Source organism: Streptomyces sp. A1277, assembly GCF_004795015.1.
Classification (GTDB): Bacteria; Actinomycetota; Actinomycetes; order Streptomycetales; family Streptomycetaceae; genus Streptomyces.
The window spans coordinates 114,381-130,639 of sequence record NZ_SSBI01000012.1 but is presented as its reverse complement, the minus strand read 5'-3'; the positions used below and the strand labels follow the sequence as shown (position 1 = coordinate 130,639).

The following is a 16,259-nucleotide window of genomic DNA, read 5'->3' as shown; positions in this document are numbered from 1 at the left end:
GACGTCTTCAGCCTCCGAGTCCGGACGACAGGTTGGTCTTGGTCAGGCGCTGGGTGAGGTAGGTGGCGAGGAAGGAGACCAGGGCGATGACGAGCACCACCGCGTTGGCCATCTGGTCGTAGGCGTAGTCGACGAGATTGATCGACAGGGTGGTCAGCAGCTGGGTGCCGGTGGTGGTGAGCATGATGACGATGCTCAGTTCCTTCAGGCCCGAGATGAACGGCAGGATCACGCCGGTCGTCAGGGCGCCGCGCTGGATCGGGATGATGATCTTGCGCAGCCGGGTGAACCAGCCGGCCCCGGATATCTGCGCGGCCTCCTCGGGTTCCCGGCCGAGCTGTGTCATGGCGCTGATGCCCGACCGCGAGGCGTAGGGCAGGTGGGTGACGGCCAGGACGAGCACCAGCAGGCTGACCGACCCGTACAGGGCGGGGATCGGCCCGCGGCGTACGGCGAACAGCGAGAGGAAGGCCGCCGCGAAGGCGATGCCCGGCACCATGTACGGCAGAAAGCTGATCTGCCGCAGGAGCGAGCCGATCCTGCTGCCGCCGGCGCGGACCACGACGTAGCCGACGAGCAGTCCCACCACACCGCAGATGAGCGAGGCGAGGCCGACGATGCGCAGGCTGTTCCACGCGGCTTCGTAGAGTTCGCTGCCGCGCAGCACGCCGTGCGGGAAGCCGGGGGCACCCGAGAGGTGGGCGCCGATCCAGTACTTGAGGGTGAAGTTGTCGGCGTGGAAGACGCCGGGGGTCTTGGTGACAGTGGACAGGGCGAGGGTGGCCACCGGTATGACGACGCCCGCGGTGAACACGGCCAGCGCGGCGCCGAGTGCGGGCCAGCGCCAGCGTCCGAGGGCGGCCACGCGGTCCATGGCGCCCTTGCCGCCCACCGTAATGAACCGTTTCTGCTCCCTGGCGAGCCGGGTGTCGACGAGGATCACCAGCACCCCGATGACCACGATGACCGCGGTCAGCACGGCGGTGACGCCGCGCTGGTGGCTGTTGACGGCCCGGAACAGCGAGGTGGAGAGCAGGCTGTAGTCGACGGGCAGGCCCAGGATGTAGGGCGTGCCGAACGTGCCGAGGATGCGGCCGAAGACCAGCAGGACCGAGGACGACAGCGACGGCAGCATCAGCGGGAGGGTGATCCGGCCGGCGACCGTGCGACGGCTCGCGCCCAGGATGCGCGCGGAGTCCTCCAGCTGGCTGTCGATGCGGCGCAGCGCGTTGCCGAAGAGCAGGAGGACGAACGGGTAGTAGTGCAGGCCCAGGCAGAGGATGATCGGCACCTGGCCGTACGCCAGCCAGTTGGGCGTGTGTACGCCCCACGACTCCAGGATGCCGATCTGTCCGCCGGAGGAGTCGTTCTTGAAGAGCGCCAGCCAGGCCAGCGCGAAGGTCCAGGACGGCAGCATGTACGGCACGACGAGCGCGGTGGACAGCCACTTGCGGCCCACCACGTTGGTGCGGGTCAGCAGCCAGGCCATGGATCCGCCGAGCAGCACGGCCACGACCGTGACCCCGAGCGCCACCACGACGGTGTGCAGCAGGGGCTGCCAGAACAGCATCTTGGCAACCGGCGAGCGGAAGACCCGCCAGAAGTAGTAGCTGGTGAGACTGCCGGGCGTCTGACGGGCCTGGCTCTCGTCGCCGTACTGCACCTGCGTGGAGTCGGAGAGCACCGCGATCAGCGGCGCGAGGACCAGGTAGAGGAGGGCGATGACGAGCAGGACGCCCAGAAGGTGCGTCGGCTCGTGCCGTAGGACGCTCAGCCGGTAACGCAGTCGGCTGAGCCGGGTCCCCGCCGGCCCGTCGGCTTCGGGTGGGGCGGTGTCGGGTGAACGGGTGGCGGCGGCCATACGCGGTTCTCCGTAACGTGTCCGTGTCCGTGTGCGGGCCGGCCCGGTCCGGGCGGACGGGCCGGCGGTCGATCAGCCGTGGTTGAGGCGCCAGAGGTCCTGCGTCGGCTGGAGGTTGTCGAAGTCGCTGCTGAGCCCGGCCGGATCGAAGACGAAGAGCTGCTTGTTCCAGTCGGTCAGGCCGTCCGGCATGACGGAGCCCTGCTTCAGCGTCGGGTTGCCGGGGACGCCACCGGTGCCCAGCTGGGTGTCCACGCCGTCCTGCGTGAGCATGAAGTACACGAACAGCTTCGCCGCGGCGGGGTGCTCGGTCTTGGAGGCGACGGCCGCGTACTTCGGGTACTGGTAACCGGCCCAGGGCTGCATCCCGGTGCAGACCCGCATGCTGTAGTTCTTGTCCTTCACGTCACGGAACTTCGCGTTGGACACGAGCGCGACGCGGTCCTTGGTCTGGTTCGGGGAGGCGACCGCGGCAGCGGCGTCGTCGTCCGAGGAGGTGAGGATCGGGTTGTTCTTGGCCAGTGCCTTGATCCAGGCTTCCCCGGCCGAGTCCCCGGAGGGCAGTTCCTTTCCGTACTTCGTCTTGTACGCCTGCCGCAGCTGGGTGTCTCCGCCGGCCTTCAGCTGGTTGAAGAACTCGACGATGTTGGGCTTGCCCAGCGGGTCCTGCATGGCGACCTTGCCCTTCCAGGCGGGGTCGGCCAGGTCCCAGACGTTTTTCACCGGGCAGCCCTTGGGGAACAGCTTGGGGTTGTAGATCCACATGTTGCCCTTGGACAGGATCTGCAGGGGGTTCTGCCGGGCGGCGGGGATGTCCTGGGCGAGGGTGCCGGGTATCCAGGTGTAGACGACCTTCTGTGCCAGCAACTGGCCGACGAGCGAGGGCCCGTCCTCGTAGAAGGTGGCGTCGATGGTGACGTTGCCGGCCTGGTTCTCCCGGGTCATCTTCTCCAGGGTGTCGCCGACCTTGCTCTTGACCCCTGTGGCCTTGATCCCGTACTTGGCGGTGAAGGCCGCGGCGGTCTTGGTGATGTCACCGGTGCTGTCGTAGACGGTGACGCTGCCCTCCTTCTTCGCCTCGGCGACGAGTGCGTCCAGGTCGAAGTCGGAGTCGATCTGCGGCTTCGCGCTCGCCTTGGCGTCGGTGTCCGCGCCGGCCGGGGCGCTGGACGGCGCGCAGGCCGCAGCGGCGCCGAGCGCACCCGCGAGGGCAAGGGATACGGCGATGCGCCGACGCCGGCCGCCGGACCGGGCGACGGCTCCGAAAGAAAAGCTGGGCATGGTGTGACCTCCCGCGGTGTCCCGGGGGACTCCGGGCTCGAATGGCGTGGTCCGAGGCCATCGAGCACCGCTCGGCGACCTGATGCCCGACAGCTTCGACCTGCCCGGAGGACTATGTCAAGACATCAGTATGAAATCAGAACACCCGGTGTTCACCGCGTCGCAACCTGTCGGCCACCTCCCCTCCGACCGGCGAGGAATGACGTCCCGTTGACGCACCTCTTTATTTGTCAGCACATTCTTATGTAAGGTCCGTCCCCATCGATGCGTGACCCGCTTCCGCCAAGGAGGAACCATGCACAGACGTACCCGCCTGGCCGCCGGCCTCGCCGTCCTCGCGACGGCGCTGACCGCCACGACCGCCACCGCTTCGACGCCCCCGCTCCCGGGCAACCACTCCGTTGCGCCGGTCTACGCCAAGGCCGAGACCCCGGCGCTCTTCGACGACGACGCCGGCAACAACTCCAACGCCGACGACCCCGCGATCTGGTACAACTCCGCGCGCCCCGGCTCCAGCCTGGTGCTGGGCACGGCCAAGGAGGGCGGCCTGGACGTCTACCGCCTCGACGGCTCGCTGCTGCAGTCCCTCCCGGCCCCGTCCGCGCCCGCGGCGGGATCCGCCCCGGGCCGCTTCAACAACGTGGATGTGCTCACCGGTGTGCGCTTCCCCGACGGCCGGCGCTCGGACGTCGCCGTCGTCACCGACCGCGGGCGCGACCGCGTCCGCTTCTACCGGATCGACGCCAACCGGCCGGCCGCACCGCTGACCGAGGTCACCGACGCCGCCGTCCCGCGCGCCTTCTCCGCCACCGAGGCCGACGTCGACGACCAGTACACGGCCTACGGAACCGCCGCCTGGCGCGACCCGCGCACCGGCCGCTCGTACCTGCTCGCCAGCCGCCGCCACACCGCCGACGTGGGGCTGTTCGAGATCCGTGTGACGCGGACGGGCACCGTCACCTACCAGAAGGTCCGCACGCTGACGCTGCCGAGCACCTTCCGGACTCCCGGCGGCAGCTGGAGTCCGTGCGAGGACCCCGGCAACGGTCCGCAGATCGAGGGACTGACGGTGGACGCCGCCCGGGGGGTGGCCTACCTGGGCCAGGAGGACGTCGGCATCTGGAAGATATCCGCGAACCTGACGGGCACGCCCGAACTGGTGGACCGCACCGACCAGTTCGGCGTCCCCGCGGTATACGACCCGGTCAGCGACGAGTGCGTGGCCGGAGCCGATCCCGGCTACGGCGGGGACCATCTCGTCGCCGACGCCGAGGGGCTCACCCTGTTCCGCGCGCCCTCGGGCCGGCAGTACCTGATCGCCTCCAGCCAGGGCGACTACACCTACTCGGTCTACGACACCTCGCGCGGCGACCGGTGGACCGGGGCCTTCCGGGTCGCTTCCGGCCCGTCCATCGACGGCTCCGAGGAGACCGACGGCATCGCCGCCACGGGCCAGGCGCTCGGCACCGCCTTCCCGCACGGCCTGTTCGTGGCGCAGGACGGCTACAACGCCCCGGCGAGCGGTGACGACGGCGACCGTACCGACACCAACTACAAGCTCGTCGACCTGTCCGACGTGCTGCGCGCCGCCGGAGTCCGCTGACCGGACGGCCCACCGGGGGAGGGCGGCGGACGCCGCCCTCCCCCTCCCCCCGACACGGACCCCGTGCGCCGGCCGCGCCCCGCGTCCAGCCGTGAGAGAGGCCCCGCGTGACCGTCACCGTCGCCCTGTGCGTCACCGCCGTCGCCTTCGTCTTCATCTGCGGAGCCAACGACGGCGGTGCTCTGCTGGAGCTCGCCGTACGGCACCGCAGCCGCTCGGCGGGGCTCCTCCTCGCGCTGCTCGTCCTGGCGGTCGGGCTGGGACCGGACCTCTTCGGCCTCGCCGTCGCCCGTACCTTCACCGGACGCCTCGGTGAGGGCCCGCCCGGCGCCGCCCGACTGGTGTTCCTGGCGGGCGCCGGCGCCTCGGTCGCCCTGGTCCTGCTGCTGACCTGGCGCGGCGTGCCCACCTCGCTGACCCTGTCCGTCCTGGGCGCACTGGCCGGTGCGGACGTCGCCCTCGGAGTCCGTCCGGCGTGGGGCCACCTCGGCGTAGTGCTGGCCATCGGCGCCGCCGCACCCCTGGTGGGGGCGGGGGCCGGCTGGCTCATCGGACGCGCGGTGCACCGGGTCCCCTCGCTGCGCGGCATGCCGCGGGTGGTGAGCGGCCTGCAACTGGCGGCCTTCGGCTCCCAGTGCCTGGCCTACGCGGCCAACGACGGGCAGAAGATGTTCGCGGTGGTCGCCGTGGCCTTCGCGGGGGACGTGCTGATGCCGGAGCCGTGGCAGGCCGGTGACGTCATGGTGGCCGCGGTGTTCGCGGCGGGCGCCATGGCGGGGGCGCGCAGGGTCGCCCGCGGCGCGACCAGCCGTCTGCTCACCACCCGGCCCTGGCAGGTGATGTCCGCCGAGTTCGCCTCGTCCGCCGCGGTGCTGTCCACGGCCGGCTTCGGTATGCCGGTGAGCATGACCCAGTCCGTGGCCGGGGGGCTCGTCGGTACCGGCGTCAGCGAGGGCGGCGGGCGCGTGCGCTGGCAGTTCACCGTTCCGCTGCTGACCGCCTGGCTGGTGACGCTGCCGGCCAGTTTCGCCGCCGGCGCCCTGGCCGGCCTGATCCTCAAGGGAGTCACCTCATGGTGAGCGCGACCGTGCGCCGCATCATCGGCGACCTCACCGGACGCTCGCACCGCAGAACCATCGACCTGCTGACCGCCCAGCTGGACGCGACGGTCAAGGGGGTCGACCTCGCGGCGGACCTCGCCGCCGGGCGCATCGCTCCGGCCGAGGCGCGCGTGCGCATGGCAGACGTGGAGCACGAGGGCGACGAATGCCGGGCCGCACTGGTCGCGGAGCTGTTCACGACCCTGACCACGCCGATCGACCGCGAGGATCTCTACCGCTTCTCCCGGTCCGTCGACGACGTACTCGACGGCCTGCGGGACCTGGTCCGGGAGACCGACCTGTTCGGCATGCCCGGCGACCCGGCCGACCTGCCCGCCCTGCGGGCGGTGCGCGAGGGCCTGGTCTCCCTGCGTGGGGCGGTCGCCGAACTGCTGGGCGACCCCGGCCTGGTGCACCGGGGCGCCATGGGCGCCCGCAAGGCCGCGGGGCGGGTGCGACGCGCGTACCAGGAGGCCGTCGCCGCACTGTTCCGCGAGGAACTCAGCGCCGGCACGCTCAGCCGCCGGGAGTTGCTGCGCCGCCTCGACGGCATCGGGCGGCGCCTGAACGACGCCGCCGCCGACCTCTCCGACGCCCTGCTCAAGCGCGGGCACTGATCCGTACGCCGCCGGGCCGCCTCACGCGCACGGGCGCACCATGCCTGTCCGCACGTCAGTGGGCCGCGACGGTCATCTCGAACGAGTAGCGGGAGGCACGGTAGACGTGCGATCCGTACTCGACCGGTTTCCCGGAGCCGTCGAAGGCGGTGCGGGTCATGGTCAGCAGGGTGGCACCGCGGGCCTCGTCGAGCAGTCTGGCCTCCGCGGCCGTCGCCCTGCGGGCTCCGATGGTCTGTTCGGCGGTGCTCAGGGCGGCGCCGGACCGGCGCATCTGCTGGTAGAGGCCCCCCTCGGCCAGCGCTTCGAGGTCGAGCTCGATCACGCCCTCCGGCAGGTAGTTGTGCAGCAGGGCGATCGGCTGGTCGTCGGCGAGGCGCAGCCGCTCGATGGACACCACCGGCTGCCCCTCCTCCAGACCGAGTGCGGTGGCGACGGCCGCCTCGGCGGGCGCCGTCTCGACGGTGAGCACCTGCGTGGTCGGACGGCGGCCGTCGCGCTCCAGGTCCTCGTAGAGGCTGGTGAACTCGACCTGACGCCGTATGCGGTTGGTGACGACCTGGGTGCCCACGCCCCGCTTACGGGCCAGCAGCCCCTTGTTGACGAGGTGCTGCATGGCCTGCCGCATGGTCGGACGGGACAGCCCGAACTCGTCGGCCATGACGATCTCGTTGCTCAGCTTGGTGCCGGGCGGCAACTCCCCCGCCTCGATGAGATTCTGCAACTGCTGGGCGAACTGGAAGTACAGGGGGACCGGGCTGCTCCGGTCGATCGTGATCTTCTTCGTGAGCGGTTCCACGTCACCCTCCCGCGCTCTGCTGCCGACGCCTGACAGTATGCCTCACTCCCTATTAGTTCCGTACGTCTTTATGTCTGAACAAACTCTTGCCCTTTTGCTTCCTCAGGGGATAGAAAAACAGCTGGGCCGCCTCCGGCTCGCTCCCCGCCCGCACGAAAGGTTCGGCACATGCGCATTGGACTCATCGGTACGGGCCGTATCGGCGCGTTCCACGCCTCGACGCTGGCCGCTCTGCCGGCCGTAACCGGCCTGATCCTCCATGATCCCGACACACGCTCCGCCCGCACCGTGGCGGAACGCGTCGGGGCGGAGTGCGCCGACGGGCTCGACGCGCTGCTCGGCGCCGGACTGGACGGAATCGTCATTACGGCACCCACCGGCTCCCACGCGGAACTGATCCTCGCCGCCCACCGTGCGGGGCTGCCCGCCTTCTGCGAGAAGCCGGTCGCCTCCACCCTGGACGAGACGGACCGGGTGCTGTCCGCGCTGGAGGGCTCCGACGTCCCCCTGCAGATCGGCTTCCAGCGCCGTTTCGATGGCGGCTACCGGGCGGCGCGCGAGGCCGTCGTGGCCGGCCGGCTCGGCTGGACCCACACCCTGCGGGCCTGCACGTCCGACCCGGCTCCCCCGCACCCCGGCTACATCCCCGGCTCCGGCGGGATCTTCCGCGACTGCTCCGTCCACGACTACGACATCGTCCGCTGGGTGACCGGCCGCGAGATCACCGAGGTCTACGCGACCGGCGCCAACCGCGGCGAGGAGTTCTTCGCCGCCGCCCAGGACGTCGACACCGCCGTCTCCGTACTCACCCTGGACGACGGCACCCTGGCCACCTGCACCGCCACCCGCTACAACGGCGCGGGCTACGACGTACGCCTGGAGGTCTGCGGTTCCGAGGGGACCATCGTCGCCGGCCTGACCGAGCAGGCCCCACTGACCTCTGCCGAGGGGACGACCTGGCCGGCCGGCACCCCGTACCCGGGCTTCATGGAGCGCTTCCAGGACGCCTACCGCGCCGAACTCACCGCATTCACCGAGGTCGTGGCAGGCACCCGTCCCAGCCCGTGCACCGGCGAGGACGCCCGCGCCGCACTGGCCGTGGCCGAAGCCGCCACCCGCTCCCGGGCCGAGGGCCGCCCCGTCGCGGTCTCCGCACCCGCGCGGCCCCACGCCCTCGGCAACCGGCGGGCCTGAGCGGCACACCCCGCGCCAAGGACGAGCGAGCCCGTAAGACCGTGAAAACGATCAGGGGCCGGTTTCGGATTTCTCCGAAACCGGCCCCTGATCCACGACTGTCTCCAGTCGGGACGACAGGATTTGAACCTGCGACCCCTTGACCCCCAGTCAAGTGCGCTACCAAGCTGCGCCACGTCCCGATGCCGCCTGACCTGGGGTTTCCCCCTGGCCGAACGCGCATGAGAACAATACCGCACTTCATCGGGTGGTCACGAACCCTTTCGGTGCTTGACCTCAACCTAGCTTGATGTTCAACGCTGGACGCATGACACAGACGACTGCCGTGCCGGGGCCCGCCTACCGCGATCTGCCCCGGCTGATGAGCCTGATGACCGGCGACGAGAAGCACGGGCCCGCCGCCACCTCGACCCTGGACGCCCTGTGGGTGCTGTACGACCGGGTGCTGCGGGTGACGCCGGAGGCCGTGGACGATCCGGGGCGGGACCGTTTCCTGCTGTCCAAGGGGCACGGGCCGATGGCGTACTACGCGGTCCTCGCCGCGCACGGATTCTTCGGCGAGGAGTTGCTGACCGGCTTCGGAGCGTACGACTCGCCGCTCGGGCACCACCCGGACCGGATGCTCGTGCCCGGGGCCGAGATCGGCAGCGGGTCGCTGGGGCACGGGCTGCCGCTGGCCGTCGGAAGCGTGCTGGGGCTGCGGGCGCAGGGGCTGACCGGGCCGCGGGTGTGGGTGCTCACCGGGGACGCGGAGCTTGATGAGGGCAGCAATCACGAGGCCATCGCCTTCGCCGGGCCGGCCGGGCTGGAGCAGCTGCACACCGTCGTGATCGACAACGCGTCGGCGTCCTACGGCCGCCCCGGCGGCATCGCCGACCGGTTCGCGACGGCGGGCTGGTCGGTCGGCTCCGTGGACGGGCGGGACCACGAGGCGCTGTACGCGGCCTTCACCGCGCCGCACCCCGGCCGGCCCCGGGCCGTCGTCGCCCGCGTCGCCCCCAAGCAGTGAGCACCCCCGACCGCGGACCGCATACAAGAGGAAGAGGAAGCTCCCCCATGGACACCATGCGTGACCGTTTCATCGCCACCACCACGCGCCTGCTCGACGAGGACCCGCGCCTCGCGCTCGTGCTGGCCGAGATCAGCCGGGACGGCTTCGTCCGCGCCGAGCGGGACCATCCGGACCGGGTCGTCAACGTCGGCATCCGGGAGCAGCTGCTCGTCGGGGCCGGGGCGGGCATGGCCCTCACCGGCATGCGGCCGATCGTGCACACCTTCGCGAGCTTCCTGGTGGAGCGGCCGTTCGAGCAGGTGAAGCTGGACTTCGGGCACCAGGGGGTCGGCGGGGTGCTGGTCAGCGCGGGCGGCTCGTACGACTGGCCGGCCGGCGGGTTCACCCATATGGCGCCGGGGGACGTGGCGCTCATGGACACGCTGGACGGCTGGACGGTGCATGTGCCGGGCCATCCCGACGAGGCCGAGGCGCTGCTGCGGGAGGCCGCCGCCGGGGAGGGGCGGGTGTACGTGCGGCTCTCGGTGCAGTCGAACCGGTCGGCGCGTCCGGTCGGCGGGGCGGGCGGGTTCAGCACCGTGCGCGAGGGGGCGGAGGGTGTGGTCGTCGCTGTAGGGCCGATGCTCGACAACGTCCTGGCCGCAACTCAGGGGCTCGATGTCACCGTGCTGTACGCGACCACGGTGCGCCCGTTCGACGGGGAGGGCCTGCGCCGGGCGGTGGGTGACCGGCCGACCGCCGATGTGGTGGTCGTCGAGCCCTACCTGGCGGGCACCTCCACGGCGGCGGCCAACGACGCGCTGGCCTCGCTCCCACACCGGATTCTGGGGCTCGGCGTGGCGCGCGAGGAGCTGCGCAGGTACGGGCGGATGGACGAGCACCTCGCCGCCCACGGCCTGGACCCGCAGGGACTCCGCGAGCGGATCGGCGGGTTCCTGGGCCGTTAGGGCGGAGCGCCCGGCGGGCTCAGTGCGCGGCGAGCAGTCCTCCGTACCACGCGAGCGTGGCGTCGATGGCGGCCGGCATCGGGTTCGGGACCAGGCCGTGCGCCTTCGCGATGGCCGAGGAGTCGACGATCTGCGCCTCCGTGTGCTGGTAGAACATCTCGGCGTACTCGGCCATGAACACCTCGTCGAACGGTCCGAACGGGCGCGGCTGCGCGACGACGGTCAGGTGCAGGGGGCGGCCGACGCGCTCGGCCACCAGGTCCAGGATCCGGCGGGTGGTGAGCGCGGGCGCCGTGGGCAGGTGCCACACGCGGCGGTGTCGAGGACGACGAGCCGTGCGCCGGCCGCTTCGGCCGCCGCGAGGACGGCCCGCTGGATGCGCGGCATGACCTCGACCTGGAGGTGATGGCCGACGTTCAGGCAGTGGTAGGCGACCGCCACCCCGTCGAGCGCGGCCCGTGCCCGTCGGCGGTCGACACGTCGGCGGCGAACCGCCGGACGCCCGCCGGGGCGTCGCCACTGCCCGCCCGGTCCACCAGGCGGACCTGGTGGCCCCGGCGGGCGAGCTCCGCGGCGAGCGCGGTGCCGGCGGGGCCGGCGCCGAGGACTACGTGGAGATCACGTACTGCGGTCATGAGGACTCCCTTGTCGGCGCCGGCCTTCCTGGACGGCCGGACGGTCGAGGTGTGAGCGGCGTCAGAAGCCGAAGGTGTCGTCCTCCCTCCGGTGGAGGTGGCCGACGAGCTCCTGCGCCAGGGACTTGATGGTGTCGAGTCCGGCCCTCCCCCACGGGCGGGGCACGGTGTCCACCGCGCAGACGGCCCCCAGCGCGATCCCGGTGCGGTCGATCAGCGGCGCCCCCAGATAGGAGCGGATGCCTATGTCGTCCACGACCGGGTTCCCGGCGAATCTGGGGTAGTCGCAGACGTCCTCCAGGACCAGTGCCTTGCGCCGGACGACCACGTGCGGGCAGTAGCCGTGGTCGAGGGCCACGTACCGGCCGCTGCGGCCGCTGCTCGCCGCCGTGGCTCCCAGGTCCGATCCCTTGCGGGTACCGGCGGGGGTGTGCAGCCCCGCGTAGAACTGGCGGTTCCCGTCGATGAAGTTGACCATCGAGAACGGCACGTCCGTCACTTCGGCCACCCTGTCGGCGAAGGCGTCGAAGTTGTCGAACGAGGCGTCGGCCCGCTCGCCGAGGCCGAGGCTGCGCAGCCGCTGGGTGCGGACGGGCGCCTCGCCGTCCACGGGAGTGAGCAGCAGCCGTCCGGCGGCGTGCGGGATCACGGCCGGACCCCGAGGCCGGCGTAGCCGGGGAGCGGCGCGCCCTCGTCGGTGGCGTTGATGAGGTGCTGGACGAGGGTGACGAGCGTGCCGGTGCCGGAGCTGGCGATCCGGGCGTCGCACAGGACGACCGGCACCGCGGGGGCCAGGTCGAGCGCGGCCCGTACCTCCTCGGGGCCGTAGCGGAAGGCGCCGTCGAACTCGTTGACGGCGACGATGAATCCGATGCCGCGCCGTTCGAAGAAGTCGACGGCCGCGAAGCACTCCTCCAGTCTCCGTGTGTCGGCGATCACCACCGCTCCCAGCGCGCCCTGCGAGAGCTCGTCCCACATGAACCAGAAGCGTTCCTGGCCCGGTGTGCCGAACAGGTAGAGCACGTGCTGTTCGTCCAGCGTGATGCGGCCGAAGTCCATCGCCACGGTGGTGGAGGTCTTGGACTCGACGCCCTCCAGGCTGTCGGTCGCCGCACTGGCCTGCGTCAGCAGCTCTTCGGTGCTCAAGGGCGCGATCTCGCTGACGGCGCCGACGAACGTCGTCTTGCCGACGCCGAAACCGCCCGCCACCAGCACCTTGAGCGCGACGGGGAAGCCCTCGGGCGCGGCGGGTGCCTCGGTGTAGCCGGAGACGCCGGAGTCGTGCGCGTTCCCGTTGCCGGAGGCGTCGTCCGCGTAGCCGTAGCCGTAACCGGAGCCGTCCGGGTGGCCGTAGCCGTCAGAGCTGTCGTCGTAAGCCATCGAGCACTGCCTCCAGCAGATGTCGGTCGGTGGGCGTGTCATGGAAGGCGGGCGCGTGGGCGGTGACGGCGCCGCAGTCGACCAGGTCCGAGAGGAGGACCTTGGTCACGACGGCGGGCAGCCTCAGGTGTGCTGCGATCTCGGCCACCGACGTGGGCCCCTCGCACAGCCCCAGCGCCACCGAGTGCTCGGGGCCGAGGTGGGTCTGCGGAACGGTCCCGGTGGCCATCACCAGGGACAGCAGGTCGAGCACGGCCGTGGGGCGGGTACGCCCGTTGCTCACCGTGTAGGGGCGGATGAGACGGCCCGCCGCGTCGTCGAGCAGCGGCCCGTCCTGGGTGACCGCCATGCTCACAGCCCCGCGGCGCCCGGCATCCCGGCCGCCTGTCTCACCGGGGTCATGAGATACGGCCGGACGCTCTTGACCAGCATGGTCATCTCGTAGCCGAGCACGGCGGCGTCGGCGTTGCGTCCGGCGAGCACGGCCAGACACGTCCCGGATCCCGCGGTGGCGACGAACAGGAGCGTCGAGTCGAGCTCCACGACCACCTGGCGGACCTCCCCGTTGTCCCCGAACCTGGCTCCGGCGCTGCGGCCCAGCGAGTACAGGCCGGCCGCCAGCGCCGCCATGTGGTCGGCGCTGTCGGCGTCCATGCCGTGGAGGGATTTCACCAGCCCGTCGGCGGAGAGCAGGACCGCGCTGCGGGTGTACGGCACGCGCTGTACCAGGCCGCTCAGCAGCCAGTCGAGGTCCGAGACCTGACCGGACGGCATATCGGTCGCCATGGTGCATCTACTCCTTGGTGGGGTTCGCTGCGAGTGGGTCGTGGTCGCCGGGGTACGCCCCGGCGCCATGCGGTTGCGTGGGTGCGGCCGCGCCCCGGACGGGGAGCGGCCGGGGCGGTGCCCCCACCTGCGCGGCCGTCGTGGTGCGGGGGGCACCGGCCGGCGCGTCCGGTACGGGGTCCGGCTCGGCCTCGGACTCGGCCCGGGCCTCGGCGAGGTCGATGCCGCGCCGGAAGGCGGCCACCAGACCGGGGTCGTGCAGGACGGGCTCGTCCTCGGGCCTCGGCGCGGGCGCCTGCCTGAGCTGTGGGACCAGGTGCTCCTGGTTGGCGCGCTTGGGGAGCTGGGGCCGGTCCATGGCGCCGCGGACCGCGGTGGTCTCCGGTGGGGCCGACGGCCCGGCGTCGGCCTCCGGGTCGCCCGCCTGCGGGGCCTCGTCGGCGGGGGCCGGCCGGTCCGTGCGTTCGGCGCGCGGGGGAAGCGGCGGGGCCTCGTCCTTGCGGCGCGTCTGCTGCGGGGTCCGGTGCGGCCGCGGCTGCTGGCTCGGGACGTACGGGCGGCGCTCCGGCTCGGGGGCGGGCGCCGGGCCCGGGTCGCGGGGCGCGGCGATGTCTTCCTGCGGTGGCGGGCGGTGTACGGGCCCGGGGGGCGGGACCGGCACCTCGCGGGTGGAGCCGGAGGTGTCGTCGTCGGCGCCGAGCAGGGTCTGCGGCAGGACGAGCACCGCTTGGGTGCCCCCGTAGATGTTGCTCTGGAGCCGTACGGCGATGCCGTGCCGCCGGGCCAGCGAGGCCACGACGAACAGCCCGATCCGGCCGTCCTGGAGGAGGCGGGCGACATTGACCTGGTCGGGGTCGGTGAGCAGGGCGTTCATCCGCTTCTGCTCGTCCCCCGGCATGCCGAGTCCGCGGTCCTCCACCTCCAGGGCGAGTCCGGCGGTGACGTGCTGGGCGCGCAGCAGCACCTGGGTGTGCGGGGCGGAGAACACGGTGGCGTTCTCGACGAGTTCGGCGAGCAGGTGGATGACGTCGGCCACGGCGTGCCCGCGCAGGGTGCCGTCGATCGGGGGCACGAGCTTGACCCGCGGGTACTGCTCGACCTCGGCGATCGCCGAGCGCAGCACCTCGGTCATGGTGACCGGATTGCTCCACTGGCGGCGGGAGACGGCGCCGCCGAGGACGGCGAGGTTCTCGGCGTGGCGGCGGATGCGGGTGGCCAGGTGGTCGACGTGGAAGAGGCCCTTGAGCAGGTCCGGGTCCTCGACCTCGTGCTCCAGCTCGTCGAGGAGCTGGATCTCGCGGTGCACGAGCGACTGGAGGCGGCGGGCGAGGTTGACGAAGACCTCGACCTTCTGGTCGTCGCCGCTGTGCTCGGAGAGCCGGGAGGCGTGCACGACGGCGGCCACCGCCGCTTCCTGCTGGCGGTCGAGCTCCTGGGCGAGCAGTTCGAAGGGGTCGCCGCCGGGGACCGGTTGCTGCGGGGCGCGCCTGATGGGCACGGGCTCGCCGTTGCGCAGCTGTTCCACCACCCGTTGCAGGTCGGCCTGGCCCTGGGCGCTGGTCCGGCGCAGCGCGAGGCAGCGGCCGAGGACCGTGGTGGCGGCCCGGTTGGCGGCCAGGAAGGCGGCGAGGATCGCGGCGAGGGCGAGCGCGCCGGCGGCGCCCAGCGCGATCCATAGTTCGCCGGAGGGGCGGGCGTGGCCCGCGCGGGCGGTGAAGATGACGGCCGCGGCGCCGGCGAGGGCGACGGCGAGGGCCGGCAGCACGGCGGTGCGCAGGAGTTGGGGGCGTATGCGCGCCTCGGGGGACGGCCGGGCGGCGCGCGGTCTGGCCGCGGCCGAGTGGGAACGGGCACCCGGTCGGCCGTGCCGCCCGCCCTCTCGTCGTTCCGGTCGCGCGTCGGGTGCGCGAAGTTGAGACATCAGCGTCCTCGGTACGTGGGGCCCCAGGAATCTGCATTCATGTGGTGGCACCTACGGTGGTCGGTCGTTCTCGGAGTCATCGGCCGGGCAGGCCCGGAGAATATGAGCCCACCGTTGATCACCGGGCACACACGGTAGTCGTCAGGTGCGAGGGCGCGAGGGGCAGTTGTGGAACTTGCCCGCCATCCGTCCCGCTCTGGTATGAGCGCTCGTACGGGCGACCGATTCTTCCGGGCCCGATTCCGGGTCGATGGCGTGCGATGGGCGGTGGCGTGACACGGACGAGCCCCCTCGACGGTGGTCGAGGGGGCTTGCCGGTCGGTGTGCGTACGCGCTACGCCTTGCGGAGCCTGCCGATGATTCCGTCGAGGTCGCGGGCGAACAGGGCGGGACGGACGAAGTGCCCGCCGGGTTCCTCGTGCCACTCGTGGTCGATCCCGGCCTGCCCGAGCAGCTACCGGAACTCGCGCTGTCCGGCGAGTACCTGGTTCTCGTTGACCTGGTCGAACCAGTTGACCGGATCGGGGCTGGTGCCGGCGACCAGGAAGACCCGTTTGTCGCGGTAGCTCTCGATGCGCTGGACCGGGTTGTCGGCGCTGACCCGGGCCTCGTCCCACAGCGGTACGCCGTAGACCGAGCCGCCGGCCGGATCCAGCGCGGCCGACGAGACGTTGGCCCAGTGCGTGACCAGACCGGCGTCGCGCCGCAGGCTGGCCGGGCCGGAGTGCGCGCTCACGGAGGCGAAGTGCCCGTAGTACTTGGCCGCGTACTTCAGCGCGCCGAACCCGCCCATGGAGAACCCGGAGACGGCCCGGCCGTCGTATTCGGCGTACGTACGGAAGTTGGCGTCGATCCAGGGGAGCAGCTGGGCGATGTGGAAGGTCTCCGGCGAGTAGTCGCGCGGGGGCAGCAGGCGGGAGAGGAGGCGCGGGCTGCCGGAGAGCCGGGGCCGCACCCAGCGCCCCCGGGCTCCGAACTCCCGCTCGCCGTCACGTCGTTGGAGTGTCTGGACGCTGTTGCTGATCTCCCAGAGGAAGTCCGGCCCGGGAGCCACCCGGACCCGCGCGAGGTCGTCGGAGGTGAAGCGCACCCGCAGCATCGCCGCTCCCCCTGAGGACGTGGC

At 71.9% G+C, this 16,259-nt stretch carries 14 protein-coding genes, 1 tRNA gene and 2 pseudogenes; 6 read left to right on the top strand and 11 right to left on the bottom strand.

Annotation, left to right across the window (positions count from 1 at the left end; all coding sequences use genetic code 11):
• Positions 1 to 7: 7 nt before the first annotated feature.
• Complete coding sequence (locus E6R18_RS10960) at positions 8 to 1,861, bottom strand: iron ABC transporter permease (protein ID WP_136316674.1); 1,854 nt, start codon at positions 1,859 to 1,861, stop codon at positions 8 to 10.
• Positions 1,862 to 1,933: 72 nt separating this feature from the next.
• Positions 1,934 to 3,142, bottom strand: a complete 1,209-nt coding sequence (locus E6R18_RS10955; RefSeq protein ID WP_136316673.1) for an ABC transporter substrate-binding protein — start codon at positions 3,140 to 3,142, stop codon at positions 1,934 to 1,936.
• Between the two features lie 295 nt (positions 3,143 to 3,437).
• On the opposite strand from E6R18_RS10955, the gene E6R18_RS10950 reads away from it, so the two are divergent.
• The 3 genes from E6R18_RS10950 (at position 3,438) to E6R18_RS10940 (ending at position 6,462) form a co-directional block, all read left to right on the top strand.
• Positions 3,438 to 4,745: a phytase gene (locus E6R18_RS10950; RefSeq protein ID WP_136316672.1), complete on the top strand. Its 1,308-nt coding sequence runs from the start codon at positions 3,438 to 3,440 to the stop codon at positions 4,743 to 4,745.
• A gap of 107 nt (positions 4,746 to 4,852) precedes the next feature.
• Positions 4,853 to 5,824, top strand: a complete 972-nt coding sequence (locus tag E6R18_RS10945; protein ID WP_136316671.1) for an inorganic phosphate transporter — start codon at positions 4,853 to 4,855, stop codon at positions 5,822 to 5,824.
• Positions 5,818 to 6,462 (top strand): DUF47 family protein, encoded by a 645-nt coding sequence (locus tag E6R18_RS10940; RefSeq protein ID WP_136316670.1) that lies wholly within the window; start codon positions 5,818 to 5,820, stop codon positions 6,460 to 6,462. Before E6R18_RS10945 ends, E6R18_RS10940 begins: the two co-directional genes overlap by 7 nt.
• A gap of 55 nt (positions 6,463 to 6,517) precedes the next feature.
• On the opposite strand, the gene E6R18_RS10935 is transcribed toward E6R18_RS10940, so the two are convergent.
• Complete coding sequence (locus E6R18_RS10935; RefSeq protein ID WP_136316669.1) at positions 6,518 to 7,261, bottom strand: GntR family transcriptional regulator; 744 nt, start codon at positions 7,259 to 7,261, stop codon at positions 6,518 to 6,520.
• Positions 7,262 to 7,429: 168 nt separating this feature from the next.
• On the opposite strand from E6R18_RS10935, the gene E6R18_RS10930 reads away from it, so the two are divergent.
• Entirely contained in the window at positions 7,430 to 8,455 is a 1,026-nt protein-coding gene (locus E6R18_RS10930) for a Gfo/Idh/MocA family oxidoreductase (protein WP_136316668.1), read from the top strand.
• Between the two features lie 108 nt (positions 8,456 to 8,563).
• Here the strand turns inward: E6R18_RS10930 and E6R18_RS10925 are convergent.
• Positions 8,564 to 8,637, bottom strand: a tRNA-Pro gene (locus E6R18_RS10925).
• Positions 8,638 to 8,762: 125 nt separating this feature from the next.
• Here E6R18_RS10925 and E6R18_RS10920 point away from each other — a divergent pair.
• A complete protein-coding gene (locus tag E6R18_RS10920) occupies positions 8,763 to 9,464 on the top strand; it encodes a transketolase (RefSeq protein ID WP_136316667.1) in 702 nt (233 codons plus the stop codon).
• A 47-nt stretch (positions 9,465 to 9,511) separates the two neighbouring features.
• Positions 9,512 to 10,414, top strand: coding sequence for a transketolase C-terminal domain-containing protein (locus E6R18_RS10915; RefSeq protein WP_136316666.1), 903 nt, complete (start codon positions 9,512 to 9,514; stop codon positions 10,412 to 10,414).
• Positions 10,415 to 10,433: 19 nt separating this feature from the next.
• On the opposite strand, the pseudogene E6R18_RS10910 reads toward E6R18_RS10915, so the two are convergent.
• The 7 genes and pseudogenes from E6R18_RS10910 to E6R18_RS10880 form a co-directional block, all read right to left on the bottom strand.
• A pseudogene (locus tag E6R18_RS10910) lies at positions 10,434 to 11,049 on the bottom strand (NAD(P)-binding protein).
• Positions 11,050 to 11,110: 61 nt separating this feature from the next.
• Positions 11,111 to 11,698, bottom strand: a complete 588-nt coding sequence (locus E6R18_RS10905; RefSeq protein WP_136316665.1) for a GAF domain-containing protein — start codon at positions 11,696 to 11,698, stop codon at positions 11,111 to 11,113.
• On the bottom strand, positions 11,695 to 12,429 hold the full coding sequence (locus tag E6R18_RS10900; RefSeq protein ID WP_136316664.1) for an ATP/GTP-binding protein: 735 nt from the start codon (positions 12,427 to 12,429) through the stop codon (positions 11,695 to 11,697). Before E6R18_RS10900 ends, E6R18_RS10905 begins: the two co-directional genes overlap by 4 nt.
• Positions 12,407 to 12,778: a DUF742 domain-containing protein gene (locus E6R18_RS10895; RefSeq protein WP_026249772.1), complete on the bottom strand. Its 372-nt coding sequence runs from the start codon at positions 12,776 to 12,778 to the stop codon at positions 12,407 to 12,409. The genes E6R18_RS10900 and E6R18_RS10895 overlap by 23 nt, the downstream gene beginning before the upstream one ends.
• Positions 12,779 to 12,780: 2 nt before the next feature.
• Positions 12,781 to 13,215 (bottom strand): roadblock/LC7 domain-containing protein, encoded by a 435-nt coding sequence (locus E6R18_RS10890; protein WP_136316663.1) that lies wholly within the window; start codon positions 13,213 to 13,215, stop codon positions 12,781 to 12,783.
• 7 nt (positions 13,216 to 13,222) lie between these two features.
• Complete coding sequence (locus E6R18_RS10885; RefSeq protein ID WP_206308259.1) at positions 13,223 to 15,136, bottom strand: ATP-binding protein; 1,914 nt, start codon at positions 15,134 to 15,136, stop codon at positions 13,223 to 13,225.
• Positions 15,137 to 15,470: 334 nt separating this feature from the next.
• A pseudogene (locus E6R18_RS10880) lies at positions 15,471 to 16,235 on the bottom strand (alpha/beta hydrolase-fold protein).
• Between the last annotated feature and the right edge of the window lie 24 nt (positions 16,236 to 16,259).

Coding starts and splice junctions, on each gene's coding strand:
- E6R18_RS10885 (WP_206308259.1), bottom strand. CDS start 15,136: ATGTCTCAACTTCGCGCACCCGACGCGCGACCGGAACGACGAGAGGGC.
- E6R18_RS10940 (WP_136316670.1), top strand. CDS start 5,818: ATGGTGAGCGCGACCGTGCGCCGCATCATCGGCGACCTCACCGGACGC.
- E6R18_RS10920 (WP_136316667.1), top strand. CDS start 8,763: ATGACACAGACGACTGCCGTGCCGGGGCCCGCCTACCGCGATCTGCCC.
- E6R18_RS10955 (WP_136316673.1), bottom strand. CDS start 3,142: ATGCCCAGCTTTTCTTTCGGAGCCGTCGCCCGGTCCGGCGGCCGGCGT.
- E6R18_RS10915 (WP_136316666.1), top strand. CDS start 9,512: ATGGACACCATGCGTGACCGTTTCATCGCCACCACCACGCGCCTGCTC.
- E6R18_RS10890 (WP_136316663.1), bottom strand. CDS start 13,215: ATGGCGACCGATATGCCGTCCGGTCAGGTCTCGGACCTCGACTGGCTG.
- E6R18_RS10960 (WP_136316674.1), bottom strand. CDS start 1,861: ATGGCCGCCGCCACCCGTTCACCCGACACCGCCCCACCCGAAGCCGAC.
- E6R18_RS10950 (WP_136316672.1), top strand. CDS start 3,438: ATGCACAGACGTACCCGCCTGGCCGCCGGCCTCGCCGTCCTCGCGACG.
- E6R18_RS10930 (WP_136316668.1), top strand. CDS start 7,430: ATGCGCATTGGACTCATCGGTACGGGCCGTATCGGCGCGTTCCACGCC.
- E6R18_RS10895 (WP_026249772.1), bottom strand. CDS start 12,778: ATGGCGGTCACCCAGGACGGGCCGCTGCTCGACGACGCGGCGGGCCGT.
- E6R18_RS10900 (WP_136316664.1), bottom strand. CDS start 12,429: ATGGCTTACGACGACAGCTCTGACGGCTACGGCCACCCGGACGGCTCC.